Below are 15,558 nucleotides of genomic sequence, written 5' to 3' on the forward strand. Positions count from 1 at the left end.
CTCATGAAAAGTTTTGAAGGAAAAGTCGCCGCGATCACAGGTGCCGGGTCGGGCATGGGCCGCACGCTCGCGATCGAGCTCGCTCGACGCGGCTGCCACCTCGCCTTGAGCGACATCAACGAGATCGGGCTGGTTCAGACAATGAACGAATGCGTCGTGTACGGCGTGCGGGTCACGGTGCAACAACTCGACGTTGCCGATCGCGCGGCCGTTTTCTCGTGGGCCAGGCAAGTGTCGGAAGATCATGGTCGCATCAACCTGATCTTCAACAACGCCGGCGTATCGCTCGCGGCCGCTGCGGAGACGGCCAGAATCGAAGACTTCGAGTGGATTATGGGCATCAATTTCTGGGGCGTCGTGCATGGCACGCAGGCCTTCCTGCCGTATCTGCGCGCGTCGGGAGATGGCCACGTGATCAACACGTCGAGTCTGTTCGGCATTATCGCGATGCCGACCCAAGGTACCTACAATGCCAGCAAATTTGCGGTCCGCGGTTATACCGAGGCGCTGCGCATGGAACTGGAGCTGGAAGGTGTGTCCGTGAGCGCGACATGTGTTCATCCCGGTGGGGTTGCGACCAACATCGCAACCGCATCGCGGGTCGACGACAGCATCCAGTTACTGACCGGGCTGGACGCGGACGCCCATCGCCGTCAGGCCAACCGCCTGATCAATGCAACGCAGCCGGACGATGCAGCGCGCCAGATTCTTGCCGGTGTCGAACGCAATGCCCGGCGCGTGCTGATAGGTAGCGACGCACGGCGCGCCGATCGCATCGCGCGGCTTCTGGGTTCGGCCTACCAGATTTACGTGCTGCGCTTTCATCGCAAACTGCAGGGCCGCCGCGCGAAATTCGCACATGCGGCACCCCGGCCGGCCCAGGCCGCCTCTTCCACCAGCAAGGACATTGCATGACGCCGGCTACCCAGGCAAGCGGCCTTTCGTCCGCGCCTTCCCCCACCTCTTCGTCCGATAGCAAACACATTGCGGGCGCCGACCTCGACTATGACGTCCTGATTGTCGGAGCCGGATTGTCCGGTGTGGCCGCCGCGCATCATTTACGGGAGCGCTGCCCTGCGGCCCGCTTCGCGATACTTGAGAGCCGAACCACGATGGGCGGCACGTGGGACCTGTTCCGCTATCCTGGCGTGCGCTCCGACTCGGACATGTTCACGCTCGGCTACAGTTTTCGCCCGTGGCATAGCGACAAATCAATAGCCGACGGCCAGACGATTCTCGACTACATCAAGGACACGGCACAGACATCCGGGATCGACAAGACCATCCGGTTCGGCCACAAGGTGACTGGCGCTAACTGGGATTCATTGACTGCGCGCTGGACGGTACGCGTGCAGCGAACCAACGGCAATGTCGACATTGAAACACGCTATACCTGCAAGTTCCTTTACATGTGCAGCGGTTATTACGACTACGACGAAGGTCACGCACCCCGGTGGCCCGATATGGAGAAGTTCAAAGGCCGCGTCGTCCATCCGCAGCATTGGCCGGCCGATCTGAGCTACGCGGATAAGCGCGTTATCGTGATCGGCAGCGGCGCCACGGCGGTCACGCTGGTCCCCGCGATGGCGGACACGGCGAAACACGTGACCATGCTGCAGCGCTCACCCACCTACATTTTTTCGCTGCCTGCGCGTGACAAGATCGCAAACGTCATGCGCAAGTGGTTACCGTCAACGCTTGCGCATCGGCTTATCCGCAGCAAAAATGTACTGCTGACGATGTACCTGTACAACCGCTCGCGGCGCAAACCGGAAGAAACCAAACAGCTGCTCATCAGGGCGGCAGGCAAGCAGCTGGGCCCGCAGTTCGACGTCGACAAACACATGACGCCCCGCTATAACCCCTGGGACCAACGCCTATGCCTCGTACCAAATGGCGATCTGTTCAAGGCAGTGCGGGCCGGCAAGGCATCGATCGCCACCGATGAAATCGAAAGTTTCACCGAGACCGGTGTGCGGCTGCGAAGCGGCGAGCATCTCGACGCGGATCTGGTGATTACCGCCACCGGATTGAAGCTCAAGATGCTGGGTGGTTCGGTGATTTCTATTGACGGGCGCCCGGTATCCCTCGCCGATACCGTGTCGTACAAAGGCATGATGTATAGCGATGTACCGAATCTCGCATCGTCGTTCGGATATACCAATGCTTCGTGGACCCTGAAAGCCGAGCTGATCGCGCAGTACGTCTGCCGGCTCATCAATCATATGCAGGCGAACGGTTACGACGTTTGTGTCCCGCGATTGGGGGGCGATGAGACGGGCTCGCTGCCTGCCGTCGACCTGACGTCGGGCTACATCCAGAGAGCGTCGGGTATCCTGCCTAAACAGGGGCTGCACAAACCATGGAAGTATCATCAGAACTACCTGCTCGATCTTGCATCGCTCAGGTTCGGAACCCTCCACGACGGCGCCATGCAATTCGAGCGGCGCCCCACAGCCAGGCTTGCGCGCGAAACGCAAGAGAACACATAAAGACAAAGGTGAGTACGTGACATTCATGACCCTGTCCATCATCCCCGCGTGCAGCATCGTCATTGTGATCGCGGGGCTCGTCGCTTTTTCGCTGTACGTTGCGCGCCGCGTCGAACAGGCGCTACCCGCGCAGGGCCGTTTCATCAATATTGGTGGCGACCGGATTCACTATGTCGAATTCGGCAATGGGCCGCCCATTGTCTTCGTTCACGGGTTGAGCGGACAGCTGCGCAACTTTGCGTATCTGCATATGAAGGAACTCGCGCAGTCTCATCGGGTAATCCTGATCGACCGGCCGGGTTCGGGACATTCAACGCGAGGCGCGCGTTCGTCGGCCAGCATCTCCGCGCAAGCGCGAACCGTGGCAATGTTCATCGACGCCATGGGATTGAACAAGCCGCTGCTGGTCGGGCATTCGCTCGGTGGCGCCATTGCGCTTGCGGTCGGCCTGAATCATCAGCAAAGCGTCAGCCGGCTGGCATTGATTGCGCCGCTCACTCACATGGCTGATCCGGTCGCGGCCTTTCGCGGCTTGATGATCCGATCTTCGCTGCTCCGACGCATCGTGTCGGTTACGCTGGCTACACCGTTCGCAATCAAGGGCAGTCGCGCCATCCTGGACATCGTATTCGGTCCCGATGATGTTCCGAAGGATTTCCCGACGAAAGGCGGTGGCTTGCTCGGCTTGAGACCCCGTACTTTCTATGCGGCGTCATCCGACATGATGGCGATCCCGGACGAACTCCCGGCAATGGAAAGCCGCTACGCCACCCTTCGCCTGCCCGTAGATGTGCTCTATGGCCGGGAAGACAGAATCCTGGATTGGCGGCATCACGGTGAGGCCCTCAAGCGAAAGCTGGATCACACCACGCTGCGATTGGTGGACGGTGGCCATATGCTGCCGGTAACAGCGCCTGTTGTAACCATGGAATGGCTCCAGGCCATTGCAGCCGAATCGCTTACCAGAACGTCTTCGAAAATCGCTCTGTAGCCATTGTCAGTCGGCGGTGTGTCGGCCCTCAGTGACGCACTTGCACCGCCGCCCTTCTGTTTTCAACGCACGGTCGAAACAACGCGATCGCTACACTTACGATCCGGCCTCATTCCATCGCGGCGGCCAACGCAGCGATGGCGATCGGACGCATAACTTCGTATCCCGCTGCCGTGGGATGAACACCGTCACGCGTCAATTCGGCGCGCAGGCTACCGTCCGGTGCCGCGAGCGCAGTGTGATAGTCCGCGAAAATCAGTCCATGCTCGTCGGCTAGTCCCTTGAACCATGCGTTGATCTCGGTAATGCGGGCACGCGGATCGATTCCTGGGCGCCAGGCGAAGAAGCCGGCCGGTGTGACACTGCCGAGAATCACTTTCACGTTAAACGCACGCGCCAGCGTAACCATGGCAACAATGTTGTTCTGGTAGTCGGCGAATGTCGTCGGCCCGGTATTGCCGGCGAGATCGTTGCCGCCGCACAGCAGGTGAACGACAGCGGGTTTGAGTTGAATGACGTCGGCCATAAAGCGCAGCAGAATCTGCGGACTGGTCTGTCCGCTGATGCCGCGGTTGACGACACCGCCGCTAAGAAGCCCATAGCGGAACATTTCCGGATCGCCCGCGAGCCAGAACTCAGTCAGCGAGTCCCCAATGAACACTGCCTTGGGCGAGATCCCCGCCAGCACGCGGTTCGCGTCACGGTACTGACCAAGATTGGGCCAATCCCGCGCTCGCAGTGCTTCTACACGGACGTCTCGTGCCGCGAGCACTGCCGGATCGTGTGCGCGGGCCAGCAATTCCGGGTCCAGCGGGCCCGGCGCCACATAGGCATGCACGAACCGTATTTCGTCCTCGGTCGGACCGCTTCCATGCGAGTCGAGTTGGTCGACCATGCCGACAACAGGTGATGCATCGCTCATTAGAGTTCTCCCCGGCGCGCAATGGCGCCCAAATGAAACGCGCTCGGTTTAGGCGTGCGCTGGAAGGTTTCGAAATCGACTCCGACCAGACCGAAGCGCTGATCATAGCCCGATGTCCATTCGAAGTTGTCCAGCAGGGACCAGTGAATATAGCTGCGTACGTCGATGCCATCGTCGAGGCATTTCCGCACTTCCGCCAGAGCCGCGTCGATATAAGCTATGCGGCGCGTATCGTCATCCGTCGCAATACCGCTTTCGGTCACGTAGACCGGCCGGCCGGTCCGGCTCGCGGCCAACCGGATCGTGGCGCCCAGCGCCTGTGGATAGAACTCGTAACCTGCCGCCGTCATCTCCGTATCCGGCGCAAGCGCCGCCTGGCCGCGCGCATCCACGCGTACGCGCGTATAGGTTTGAACGCCGATAAAGTCGGTCATCGCCGCTTCGTCGAGCCAGGGACCGTAGAGACTATCGGTCATGTATTCGGCCAGATTGCCGTCACCGACGCCCTGCACTTCCTGCATCGTCAAATTCAGGCCGACAGGAAAATTGCCGGGACCGGCCTTGATCGCCTGCAGCGCTTTTCGGTGCGCATCGATCAACACCGCTTCCGTTTTCTCGGCGTCTGCGAACAGCAGCGACGAAAAACGCGGCGAGCCACAGCGCTGTGCACACGCGGCTAGCATCGCATCAATGGCCGGTTGTGCTTCAGGCTTGCTCAGCAGCAGTTTGATGAGCCGCTGGATATTCGCTTCGTTGAACGTCGTCGCGGCAATGAGATGCTCGCCAAGGCGCCGCGTTGCAGTTTCCGCAAAACGGGCGAACAGGTCCGCGCCGTCGGCGACCTCGAAGCCGCCACGCGCCGCGAACCAGCGCGGTACGGTGAAGTGGCTGTACGTGAGCATTGGCGCGAGGCCGCGTTCCAGGCAGCGATCGATCAGTCGCGCATAGCGGTCGAGTGCGGCGCTTGAAAACTGGCCCGGTTCCGGTTCGATGCGCGCCCACTCGATGCCGAAGCGGTAGCAGTTCAAACCGAGATCCGCGGCGATCGCGACGTCGTCGCCAAAGCGGTGATAGCTGTCGCACGCGTCACGTGAGGGCTCGGCGAACACCGTCGGTGTAACGTGTTCGGCGAGCCATACGTCGGAAGCGACGTTGTTTCCTTCGCTCTGATGCCCTGAGATGGCCACGCCCCATAGAAAGTCTTTGGGTACCGCGCGCGGTGTACGGTCGTTGGTCAAAATCGCTTTCTCCAGTGTGAGATCGCGCCGCCCGTTGGCATGCGGCGGCGCAGGGTTATCGGCGCGCGCCGGCATGAGCGCGTCCATTCGGGACGCCGTGCGGCGCAGCCGGCTGATGGCTAGAACACGACGGTCGCGCCGGTGGTCAACAGCAGGGCGGCGGCGTGCGACGGTGCGAGCACCGGTTGCGTCGTATAGGCAATACTGTTGGTCCAGTAGACGCCGCGCATCACGTGCATTGCGTACGACACCGAATACGTGTTGCTGCCCGCGATCATCGGTACGCCGGTGGCGAGCAGCGAGAACTGCCGCGTTCTCTGACTGATCCACTGGTGCGTGAAGCCGGCGCTCACCATGTCGTAGGGACGCGATGCGAACGGTCCGAGGCTGTAGATCGTCGCAGCGACGTCGCGGCTGAACGGGTTCTTGCTCGCGTCCGCGTAGTCCACCTTGAGGTCGGCGTAGATGCCGCGATAACTGTAGAACGCGTCGGGCTGCGTGAACTGCCGTGTCAGTGCGAAATAGAAGCCCTTGTTGCCGTAGGTCGGGCGGCCTACGCCGTAATCCATGTAGTCGCTCGTGTTGTACAGCGCGCCCGCACGCACCCAGAACGCGCGCTGGTTAGGGGCTGACAGGATGCGGTAGCCCACTTCGTCCATGAAGAGTGCGCGGGCACCCGGCACGCTGAAGCTCAAGCCCGACGAGTTGTCCTGCGAGTCGGCCTGGAAGCCCTGCGGGCTCATGCTGCGCGTCACAGCGAAGTGGTTATAGAGCCGCATGTCCGACGCGTAGACGCGAATGTCAAAGGTGGGTGCCGGTTTGATCGACGGAACGCCCAGTTCGTAGAACATGCTGCTCGCCGGGCCGAGTGCCGACGACGCGACAGTCGTGCCCAGCGTGAAGCCATAGAACTCGTTGGTCGGTGTCTGGAAGCCGTAGTTGATGCGGACCTGGTGGTTGAAAAACTCCTGCTCGATCGAGAGTTCGCTAACAAATGCACTGCGCACGCCTGCACCGAGATAACTGGTTTCATTCCACATGCCCGCGACGATGAACTGTGAGTCCTTGCTGAAACCGACCCGAGAAAGGTCGTAGGTCAGCACGGCCAGCGCAGATTGACCATAAGTCGGCCGCTGCCCTGTGTACGACTGCGGCACGCTGTTGCTGGGATGCAGCACGTCGTAGGTCAGACTGCTCGAGATGCCGCCCTGGAGCACCCAGCCGTTTTCGTACATCTTTTCGCGTAGCCCACCCATGCCCGGCGACACGCTGTCGCAAGTGGTCGACAGCGGCGTCTCGAGACCCCGCGCGCGGTTCTGGTCGTAGGCGAGGCAGTTACTGGTCTTCGCGGCTTCGGCGATGCTGTCGTCGGCCTGCGCGGCACGCGCGGACAATGTCATTGCGATGCCGAGGCCCACTGCGTAAAGCAGTCTTCTGCGTCGTGCTGCGGTATGGATACCCGTACCGACGGAACGCGCCGGCCTCCTTGAAGCGGTAGTCGTCATGAATCCCTGTCTCCTGATGTTTTTCTGGCGGCTTGCGTGCAGCAAGTGGCATCAAGGTAATCTGCAAATAACAAACAGGCAAGACTGTTTGTGAATTTTGCGGGTATTCACCGACCCTCCGCCTCTCGAAAACGGAGGCAGTTCAAAAACCAATAGACTGGTTTGTTTGTTTTAGTCTATCGTCAGGGTACATTCCCCGTTAAGCCACCCATGACACAGCGAACGAAAGAGAAGCCTCCTCAGACGTCGAAACACGACGCCGCATCCACGCCGGCGGCCCCGCCCGGTCGGCGCCCGCAGGCACAACGCAGCGCGGAAACCCAGGCCAAGCTGATTGCGGCCGCGATCTCCTGTCTGCATCGCTTCGGCTACAGTGCGACGTCCGTGACGATGGTCGCGGAAGAAGCCCAGGTGAGCCGCGGTGCAATGACCCACCAGTACCCGACCCGCACCGACCTGATGCTGGCCGTCGTAGAGGCTGTGTATCAGCAGGACGTCGCGCATTACGAGCGCACAGTGAAGGAGATGCCGCCGCTACAGTGGATGCGTGAACTGCCGTCGACGATGTGGGACGTGATGAGCCAGCCGTCCGGTACCGCTGTGATGGAGATCATGCTGGCATCACGCTCGGACCCGGAACTCGCCGACAAACTGCGTGAAATACAGACTGGCATCGATCGGATGTCGCACCCCTGGATCGTCGAGCGCCTCGAAGCGGCGGGTTTGCGCGATCATCCGAACGGCGAGGCGATTCACCGCGTATTCGTCGCGGCGATACGCGGGCTGTCGCTCGAAGCGCTGTTCCGGCGCGACCGCGCCGAGGACGAGAACGCAGTCGCTGTGCTCAGTGAAATGCTGCGCCTGCTTTATCCGGAAATCGAAGCCGCGCCGAAGAAGAAGCGCAAATGAAACGGTCCCGGAAAGCCAATGGCCATACACGGCATTGACACGCGGGCCCGATGGATGAGGCGCTGCTCGCACGCGTAACGAGTCCTGAAGGCGGAACGCTGCGCAGCGAATTCACCCGCGACGGCGTTCATCCGACCGCAGCCGGCGATGCGGCGATGCGGCGATGCGCGCAACCGCGCTCGCCGCACTCACCTCAGCGATGGAATGAGCCGAGCGAAACGCTGGCTGGCGTCAGCATCACGCCGCCTGCTGCGACACGAACCGTGCGCGTTTCGCCCGGCTGCAGATCGAAGTAGTTGTCGCTGAACGTCGCATGCGCGTCGGCCGCCAGCAGATGCACAAAGTGGTGATAACCGATACCGGTCAGCGTCACGGAAAGCGCGCCGTCGTCGCCGGCTTGCACGTCCATCCGTGGTTCCATTGCGGCGAACGGCAACGTTTTGATTGGCGCGAAGAACAGCCGGTTGTCCGCGAACTTCGACGAGCGCACCGTCAGCACGCGGTCCGGCGCCGCGCCGGGACGATCCAGTGAACTGCGCCAGACCGCCCGGCTCCCGGTCGCCGGCACGGTGCCCGCCATGGTTTCCTGCCAGAGCGTTGCGCCATCGAACGTCATCATGGTGAGCGTCGCGTCGAATTCGACGTCCGCGCGCGTGTCGTTGGTGACCCATAGTTCGACGGTGCCGTCGTCGAGCGTCTTGAACGACCCCAGCACCGGTGCATAGGCGCGCGCGACGTAGTACCAGCTCGCCTTGCGAACCCGATCGTAATCAATCAGGCTCCAGCTAATGCCCGGCCAGCAGTCGTTGTATTGCCAGATCAGCGTGCCGGAGCAGTGTGGTTTACGGCGCCGGTAGTGTTCGATGCCGAACTTGAGTCCCTCGGCCTGTACGAGCTGCGTGAACGTCACGTATTGGCGGAGCGTCGCCGGCAAACCGGTGACCGGAATCAGCATCGCATTGACCTTGTCCTGCGGATGATCCTTGATCCGGTTCAGAAACCCTTCGCTGCCGAGTGTCATCTGGTCCGGTGCGATCCATCGCGCCAGCGTGCTTTCGGCGGGTGCGGCCTGGATGCCAAATTCGCTGACGAAGCGCGCCTTGTCTTCCGCATAGCGCGTGTACGCGACCGCTTCCGGCGAATGGTCGAAAGTGCCGACCGGCTCCGCGTCGGGAACCGGCGGCAATCCATGCCAAACCGTCCAGTTGTGCACGTCGCCGGCGCGCATGCTGTTGTGACTGGGACCGCCATAAGGGCTGCCCGGCCAATAAGGCGTGGCCGGATCGAGGGCTTTCAGCGCCTGCGGAATCATCCTCTGGAAAAACAGATCGCCCGGATAGGGTGTGTTCACGCCGGTCATTCGGCTCATGAACTGGTGAACCGCCTGCCCCTCGTTGTTACCGCACCATAGCGCCAGCGAGGGATGATTTCGCAACCGCGTGATCTGGTAATCGACTTCCCGTTGCACACTCTCGACAAAAGCAGGTTCGTCCTCCGGATACGGCGCGCAGGCGAACATGAAGTCTTGCCAGACAAGCAGGCCCAAGCGGTCGCAGGCGTCGTAGAACGCGTCGGTTTCATAAAGGCCGCCGCCCCACACGCGGACCATATTGACGTTCACAGTGGCCGCTTCCTTGAGCAAGGTCTCATGATCCGAGGCAGTCGTTGCGCCGACAAAGGAACTCGCCGGGATCCAGTTCACACCTCGCGCAAAGATCGGCACACCGTTCAGAAGAAAACGGAAGAAATCACAACCCGGTTCGTCCAGATCAGCCGACGTGTCCAGTTCGATGCTGCGAATTCCGACCTTCAGCGTCCGTTGATCGAGCGTCTGCTCGCCGTGCGCCAGTTCCACGCGCAAGGTGTACAGGGAAGGCAGACCAAGCTCGGGAGTCCACCATAGGCTCGGTGTATCGACAGTCAACTGACACGCCGTGGATCGACTCGCGCCGTCAAACGTCAGGGTCGTGCCGGCAACCTGCACACCGGCCGGGTCCAGCAACTGGATCACGGCCCGCAAAGGCCCGCGAGAATCGCCCTCCGCTGCGAAAGCATCGATCGTTACCGCGACATCGATCACGGCTGCGGGTTCGATTACAAGCGTGGTAAAGCGAACATCCCGAATAGCCGCGATTCGCTGGCGCTCCAGACGAACTGGCCGCCAGATCCCCACGCTGGGCAGTTGCGGACCCCAATCCCAGCCCCAGCCGAATTGCGCTTTGCGATGGAAATTGCGTTTCGATTCTTTGATCGGATCGGCAATGATGTCCCAGGTTGCCATCGACTTGTCGGCCACCCGCAGCGCCGGAGGTGTGAAACAGATGAGCAGCAGATTGGGTTCGTCGTCACGCAGCAGCGGACCGGCGTCAAAGCTGAAAGCCGCGAACATGTTGTCCGTCTTGCCCAGAAGACCGCCGTTAAGCCAGATCGACGCGTACGTGTCCAGTCCCTCGAACGTCAACATCACGCGCTCATTGGGCCCGGGCTTCATGGCGGGAAACCGGCTACGCCACCACCATTCCCGGTCCTTCACCCAGGCGCAGGCGGATTCGTTTTGCTCAGCGAACGGATGAGAAATCCGACCTGCTTCGTATAAGGCCAGATAAGTATCGCCCGGCGCAGAGGCAGAGATCCAGCCATCGCCGCCTGTGAGCAGCTCTGCTGCCGAAACCTCGTTGGGTGCGTAATCCTTGATTTCCCACTCGCCAGGCAAGGTCTGCCCGGCGTTGTTGACGTCACTCTCTGCCACTGTTTGTGCTCCTGGTCCATTCATGGATTTCAGACCAACAGGCTGATAGGCTGACAGGCGGCACGCGCGGCGTCATGCTTCGTATGACGAATAGTTCTTTCCGCGATATCGTCCCCGATACAGGGGCGATCGGGTGGTGTACCACCAGCGTAACCGTCTCCTGATGTTTTTCTTCCGACTCGCATCGAGCAAGTTCGAGAACAGTAGCCGAAATTCAACAAACAGACAAGACTGTTTATTTTTTTGCGTTAGCGGGTCGAACCACCGCAGTTTTATTGTCCCCTAGACCGCTCTCGCCCCCCACCTGCACGTCCGTACCGGACACCATCCTCAAAACCGTACAGGTACTGTACCGGCATGGTTCGCTAGAATGCTCCAAAGGTCCTATCGACTGACACCGGAGCCACCCATGTCTTATCTGAGCCTCAGCGCGCTGCCCGCGGGCATCCTGTTCGCGCTCGTCACCACCATCACGCCCGGTCCGAACAACACCATGTTGCTGGCCTCCGGCGTCAACTTCGGCTTTCGCCGCACGCTGCCGCATCTTTCCGGCATCAGCGCCGGGGTCGTGCTGTTGATGCTGTCGGTCGGGATCGGTCTGGGCGAAGCCTTTGTGCACTTTCCCGTGCTGTACACGGTGCTCGAAGTTGCGAGCGTCGCGTATCTGCTGTATCTCGCGTGGAAAATCGGCACGTCGGGTGAATTGAAGGTCAGGAAAGGCGATCGCCGGCCCATGAAATTTCATGAAGCCATTGCGTTCCAGTGGATCAATCCGAAAGCGTGGATGATGGTGCTGACCGCCGCCACGACGATCCACCTCAGCGAGAGCACCAGCATGAACGCTATCGCGATGGCGGCGATCTTCTACGTGATCGGTTTTCCATGCATCTGCCTCTGGGCCGGTTTCGGCACCGCGATGCGGCGCGTGCTGTCGGACCCGAAGCGGCTGCGTATTTTCAATGTAGCGATGGCGCTGCTGCTGGTGCTCTCGCTGTATCCGATCGCGCTGAAGCTGCTCGGCCAGGCCGCTTAAGATTGAGCGCGGTAGCTAGATCGCACCCTGCCCGACTCGCTCGATGAAACGCCACAACGCATCGTCGGTCGAGTACGGCGCGTTGAAACGGAACCAGGCACTCGGCGCGTCGTCGGGACGGAAATAGGAGCCAGGCGCGAGCCAGATGCCATGCGTGAGCGCCGCCGTCGCCACTTCACCGGCGCGCCCGGCTTCAATCGGCAGGCGCGCCCACAGGAACAGGCCGGCTCGCGGCCGGTGAAACAGTTCGAGGCCTAGCGAGTCGAGCCGCTCTTCGACGGTCGCATGCGCGAGCTTGAGCCGCTCGTTTACGGCTTCCACGTGGCGCGCATAGCGCCCTTCGAGCAACACCTTGTCGACGATCCGCTCGATCGCTTCCGACGAGGTCAATCCCACCGCCATCTTCGTGCGCGCCAGTTCGCGCAACACAGCCCGCTCGGCGACCACATAGCCGCAGCGCAGCCCCGGCGTCACCGTCTTCGAAAAACCGCCAACGTAGAGCACGCGCTGCAAGCCTTCCATTGCGGCGAACAAAGGCGCGCCGGGCGGCGCCAGTTCCCGGCTGACATCGTCTTCGATCACCCACATGCGCTGACGCTCGGCGATCTGCAACAGACGGAACGCCGCCGACATACCGAAGGTCGCGCCAGTCGGATTCTGCAGCGTGGTGTTGACGAAAATCGCCTTCGGCTTGTGCTGCGCGACCAGCACTTCGAGCACGTCGGTGTCGACACCGGCCGGCGTGCGCGGCACCCCATGCACCACCAGCCCCGCCAGCTTGAGAATCTGCAGCAGATTGCAATAACCGGGATCTTCGACGATCACGGCGTCGCCCGCGCGCAACAGCGTCCGGACGATCAGATCCAGCCCTTGCGTCGCGCCCTGCGTGAGCAGCACGTTGGAGACGTCCACCGGCAAACCGCGCCGGTCGAGTTGCTCGGCGATTCGCTCGCGCAGTGGCGCAAAGCCGTACGGATGCCCGTAGTCGCCGAGACGCGCCGCCGGCACCCGGCTCATTGCGCGCAGCGCATGCTGCAAACCGGTCTCGTTGATCCACTCGTTCGGCAACCAGCCGCCGCCCGCCTTGATCGGCACCGAATGGTCGGCGAAGACGTCGGACAGCAGCCAGGTCGCGGTCAGGCTTGGCGGTTGCCAGTCGGTCGGCGCGACCCGCGTGGACTGCGCGCGCGCCGCCACGCGATAGCCGGAACCGCGCCGCGCCACCACGAGACCCATCGAAACGAGACGGTTGTACGCTTCCGTGACCGTGAAGGTGCTCAGTTCGTGGCTTTGCGCGAGCGCCCGCACCGACGGCAGCAGCGCGCCGGCGCGCAGCGACTGCGCCTCGATGGCGCGCTCGAAGCCTTGCACGACCTGTTCGACGAGCGTGGGAGCGGCGCGCCGGTCGCGCTCAAGTTGTAATTCGATCATGATCGGGAATGAGGAGTCGGCACAGTTATCGCAATTCCACCAACACAGTTAGCGCCACACTGCGTCAACTGTTTATGCCGCCATTAAACCGCGAACGCTACAGTTTTGGCTATGCCCCGAAGGAAGTCCCTTGGGGGACCACCTCGAGGAAAAAACCATGACTTCGCGCCCCGTCATCGACGACCTGTCGTCTTTCTGGATGCCCTTCACCGCCAACCGCCAGTTCAAGGCCGCGCCGCGCCTGCTGGAATCGGCCAAGGGTATGTACTACCGCACGACGGACGGACGCGAAGTGCTCGACGGCTGCGCGGGCCTCTGGTGCGTGAACGCCGGCCACGGCCGCGACGAAATCGTCGCCGCGATCACCCAGCAACTCTCGACGCTCGATTTCGCGCCGACCTTCCAGATGGGCCACCCGTTGGCATTCGAAGCGGCCACGAAAGTCGCCGAACTGATGCCGGACGGCCTCGACCGCATCTTCTTCACGAACTCAGGTTCGGAATCGGTCGATACCGCCCTGAAAATCGCGCTGGCGTACCACCGTTCGCGCGGCGAAGGCCAGCGCACGCGCCTGATCGGCCGCGAGCGCGGCTATCACGGCGTGGGTTTCGGCGGCATTTCGGTCGGCGGTATCGCGCCGAACCGCAAGACGTTCTCCGGTGCACTGCTGCCGGCGGTCGATCACCTGCCGCACACGCATAACCTCGAACACAACGCGTTTTCGAAAGGCCAGCCCGCCTGGGGCGCGCATCTTGCCGACGAACTCGAGCGCATCGTCACGCTGCACGATGCCTCGACGATCGCCGCGGTCATCGTCGAACCGGTGGCCGGTTCGACGGGCGTGCTGATTCCGCCGCAAGGCTATCTGCAAAAGCTGCGCGAGATTTGCACGAAGCACGGCATCCTGCTGATTTTCGACGAAGTGATTACCGCTTTCGGCCGCGTCGGCAAGGCGACAGCGAGCGAATATTTCGGCGTGACGCCGGACCTCATCACGATGGCCAAGGCGATCAACAACGCCGCGATCCCGATGGGCGCGGTGGCTGCGAGCCGTACGATCCACGACACGATCGTCAACGGTGGCGCACAGGGCGCGATCGAACTGTTCCACGGTTACACGTATTCGGCCCACCCGGCCGCGGCGGCTGCCGCGGTCGCAACGCTCGACCTGTATCGCCGCGAAGGCCTGTTCGAGCGCGCGGCAACGATGGCGCCGAAGTTCGAAGCCGCCGCTCACTCGCTGCGCAACGCGAAGCATGTGAAGGACGTTCGCAACCTCGGCATGATTGCTGGCGTCGAACTCGAATCGCGCGACGGCGCGCCGGGCGCGCGTGCTTACGAGGCGTTCGTGAAGTGCTTCGAGGCAGGCGTGCTGGTGCGCTTTACCGGCGACATCCTCGCGTTCTCGCCGCCGCTCATCATCGACGAAGAGCAGATCGCGCACCTCTTCAAGACGGTGGGCGACGTTCTCGCGACGGTGCAATAAGCCTGCGGGCGAGATGCGGCGCGCATGAGTCGCGCGCGTCGCATCTCGACGATTGTCTGCGTCACTCCCTCTCGAACGCTAGCGTTAGTGATGCGCGCGCGAAGCCTTGGTGTGCGCAGCCTTCTTCGCTGCAGCCGAGCGGCCTGCTGCACCTTTCGTCGCGGCGGCCTTCCTGGCGGCTGCGGAACGGCTAGCCGCCGGACGTTTGGCCGCTGCCGACCTGGTCTGCTTCGACAAAGCCTTGTGCGACGCACCGGCGCTGCTTTCACGCTTCAATGCGCTGGTTGCGGCACGTGAGCGCTTAGCCGTCGACTCGCTGCTCGCACGTTTCTTCGCTGTGCTCTTGTGCTGGCCTGCGGCGTTGTCCTTGTCCGCTTTCTTCCGGGTTGCCTCGCTCGTTGCGCCCTTCTTCGGCGACTTCACGGCGATGCCTGCGCGTCGTGCTTCCGACAGGCCGATTGCAATCGCCTGCCGGGCCGACCTCACGCCATGCTTGCCGGCGCGCACCTTATCGACCTGTTCCTTGACGAATTCCCCGGCCTGGGTGCTCGATGACTTGCCGGCACGTTTGTCGGCTTGGGCACGCTTGATGGTTTTCTGTTCGGGCATGACAGTCCTCCAGTTAGCTGTTGGCTTTGTGGGTGCAGCAACGCGTGTGCCGGGGTTATGCGCGGTGCGCGCGAATGCGGCTGGAAAGGCCGTCTGAAGGGGATGTTGGCGCTTTGGGTGCGGCGTGGGTGTTTGCGAAGGGTACTGCCGGTGGTGTGGTGAAACTTCAGGGAAGCTCGACGCGGCGCCGCGA

General features: G+C 62.0%; 12 protein-coding genes. 6 read left to right on the forward strand and 6 right to left on the reverse strand.

Annotated elements, in window-relative coordinates; translation table 11 throughout:
• Window positions 1-3: 3 nt before the first annotated feature.
• Genes ACUN0E_RS19265 through ACUN0E_RS19275 form a run of 3 tightly spaced genes read left to right on the forward strand, consistent with a single transcriptional unit; the run spans window position 4 to window position 3,483 of the window.
• Window positions 4-915: an SDR family NAD(P)-dependent oxidoreductase gene (locus ACUN0E_RS19265; RefSeq protein ID WP_408228363.1), complete on the forward strand. Its 912-nt coding sequence runs from the start codon at window positions 4-6 to the stop codon at window positions 913-915.
• Window positions 912-2,492, forward strand: coding sequence for a flavin-containing monooxygenase (locus ACUN0E_RS19270; protein ID WP_445567626.1), 1,581 nt, complete (start codon window positions 912-914; stop codon window positions 2,490-2,492). The genes ACUN0E_RS19265 and ACUN0E_RS19270 overlap by 4 nt, the downstream gene beginning before the upstream one ends.
• A gap of 25 nt (window positions 2,493-2,517) precedes the next feature.
• Entirely contained in the window at window positions 2,518-3,483 is a 966-nt protein-coding gene (locus ACUN0E_RS19275; RefSeq protein WP_445567627.1) for an alpha/beta fold hydrolase, read from the forward strand.
• Window positions 3,484-3,592: 109 nt separating this feature from the next.
• Here the strand turns inward: ACUN0E_RS19275 and ACUN0E_RS19280 are convergent, their stop codons facing one another.
• The 3 genes from ACUN0E_RS19280 to ACUN0E_RS19290 are packed head-to-tail and all read right to left on the reverse strand — an operon-like array spanning window position 3,593 to window position 7,148.
• Window positions 3,593-4,405 (reverse strand): GDSL-type esterase/lipase family protein, encoded by an 813-nt coding sequence (locus ACUN0E_RS19280; protein WP_445567628.1) that lies wholly within the window; start codon window positions 4,403-4,405, stop codon window positions 3,593-3,595.
• Window positions 4,405-5,730: a glycoside hydrolase family 1 protein gene (locus ACUN0E_RS19285; RefSeq protein ID WP_445567629.1), complete on the reverse strand. Its 1,326-nt coding sequence runs from the start codon at window positions 5,728-5,730 to the stop codon at window positions 4,405-4,407. Before ACUN0E_RS19285 ends, ACUN0E_RS19280 begins: the two co-directional genes overlap by 1 nt.
• 32 nt (window positions 5,731-5,762) lie before the next feature.
• Complete coding sequence (locus ACUN0E_RS19290; RefSeq protein ID WP_445567630.1) at window positions 5,763-7,148, reverse strand: carbohydrate porin; 1,386 nt, start codon at window positions 7,146-7,148, stop codon at window positions 5,763-5,765.
• 210 nt (window positions 7,149-7,358) lie between these two features.
• Between ACUN0E_RS19290 and ACUN0E_RS19295 the strand changes: the two genes are divergently transcribed.
• The gene (locus tag ACUN0E_RS19295) at window positions 7,359-8,057 is read left to right on the forward strand and encodes a TetR/AcrR family transcriptional regulator (RefSeq protein ID WP_445567631.1); all 699 of its coding nucleotides are present in this window, start codon (window positions 7,359-7,361) and stop codon (window positions 8,055-8,057) included.
• 193 nt (window positions 8,058-8,250) lie between these two features.
• Here ACUN0E_RS19295 and ACUN0E_RS19300 read toward each other — a convergent pair whose 3' ends face one another.
• Window positions 8,251-10,806 carry a beta-mannosidase gene (locus tag ACUN0E_RS19300; protein ID WP_445567632.1) on the reverse strand — a complete coding sequence of 852 codons (2,556 nt, stop codon included), beginning with the start codon at window positions 10,804-10,806 and terminating at the stop codon, window positions 8,251-8,253.
• 409 nt (window positions 10,807-11,215) lie between these two features.
• Between ACUN0E_RS19300 and ACUN0E_RS19305 the strand changes: the two genes are divergently transcribed.
• The gene (locus tag ACUN0E_RS19305) at window positions 11,216-11,839 is read left to right on the forward strand and encodes a LysE family translocator (RefSeq protein ID WP_408228387.1); all 624 of its coding nucleotides are present in this window, start codon (window positions 11,216-11,218) and stop codon (window positions 11,837-11,839) included.
• A gap of 15 nt (window positions 11,840-11,854) precedes the next feature.
• Here the strand turns inward: ACUN0E_RS19305 and ACUN0E_RS19310 are convergent, their stop codons facing one another.
• A complete protein-coding gene (locus tag ACUN0E_RS19310) occupies window positions 11,855-13,270 on the reverse strand; it encodes an aminotransferase-like domain-containing protein (RefSeq protein ID WP_445567633.1) in 1,416 nt (471 codons plus the stop codon).
• A 157-nt stretch (window positions 13,271-13,427) separates the two neighbouring features.
• Between ACUN0E_RS19310 and ACUN0E_RS19315 the strand changes: the two genes are divergently transcribed.
• A complete protein-coding gene (locus tag ACUN0E_RS19315; protein WP_408228393.1) occupies window positions 13,428-14,756 on the forward strand; it encodes an aspartate aminotransferase family protein in 1,329 nt (442 codons plus the stop codon).
• Window positions 14,757-14,840: 84 nt separating this feature from the next.
• Here the strand turns inward: ACUN0E_RS19315 and ACUN0E_RS19320 are convergent, their stop codons facing one another.
• Window positions 14,841-15,365: a DUF6496 domain-containing protein gene (locus ACUN0E_RS19320; protein ID WP_445567634.1), complete on the reverse strand. Its 525-nt coding sequence runs from the start codon at window positions 15,363-15,365 to the stop codon at window positions 14,841-14,843.
• Between the last annotated feature and the right edge of the window lie 193 nt (window positions 15,366-15,558).

It is taken from the genome of Paraburkholderia sp. D1E, assembly GCF_052682275.1.

Excerpts from the sequence above, each read along its gene's own strand:
- ACUN0E_RS19265 (WP_408228363.1), top strand. The coding sequence starts at position 4 with ATGAAAAGTTTTGAAGGAAAAGTCGCCGCGATCACAGGTGCCGGGTCG.
- ACUN0E_RS19270 (WP_445567626.1), top strand. The coding sequence starts at position 912 with ATGACGCCGGCTACCCAGGCAAGCGGCCTTTCGTCCGCGCCTTCCCCC.
- ACUN0E_RS19275 (WP_445567627.1), top strand. The coding sequence starts at position 2,518 with ATGACCCTGTCCATCATCCCCGCGTGCAGCATCGTCATTGTGATCGCG.
- ACUN0E_RS19280 (WP_445567628.1), bottom strand. The coding sequence starts at position 4,405 with ATGAGCGATGCATCACCTGTTGTCGGCATGGTCGACCAACTCGACTCG.
- ACUN0E_RS19285 (WP_445567629.1), bottom strand. The coding sequence starts at position 5,730 with ATGGACGCGCTCATGCCGGCGCGCGCCGATAACCCTGCGCCGCCGCAT.
- ACUN0E_RS19290 (WP_445567630.1), bottom strand. The coding sequence starts at position 7,148 with ATGACGACTACCGCTTCAAGGAGGCCGGCGCGTTCCGTCGGTACGGGT.
- ACUN0E_RS19295 (WP_445567631.1), top strand. The coding sequence starts at position 7,359 with ATGACACAGCGAACGAAAGAGAAGCCTCCTCAGACGTCGAAACACGAC.
- ACUN0E_RS19305 (WP_408228387.1), top strand. The coding sequence starts at position 11,216 with ATGTCTTATCTGAGCCTCAGCGCGCTGCCCGCGGGCATCCTGTTCGCG.
- ACUN0E_RS19310 (WP_445567633.1), bottom strand. The coding sequence starts at position 13,270 with ATGATCGAATTACAACTTGAGCGCGACCGGCGCGCCGCTCCCACGCTC.
- ACUN0E_RS19315 (WP_408228393.1), top strand. The coding sequence starts at position 13,428 with ATGACTTCGCGCCCCGTCATCGACGACCTGTCGTCTTTCTGGATGCCC.
- ACUN0E_RS19320 (WP_445567634.1), bottom strand. The coding sequence starts at position 15,365 with ATGCCCGAACAGAAAACCATCAAGCGTGCCCAAGCCGACAAACGTGCC.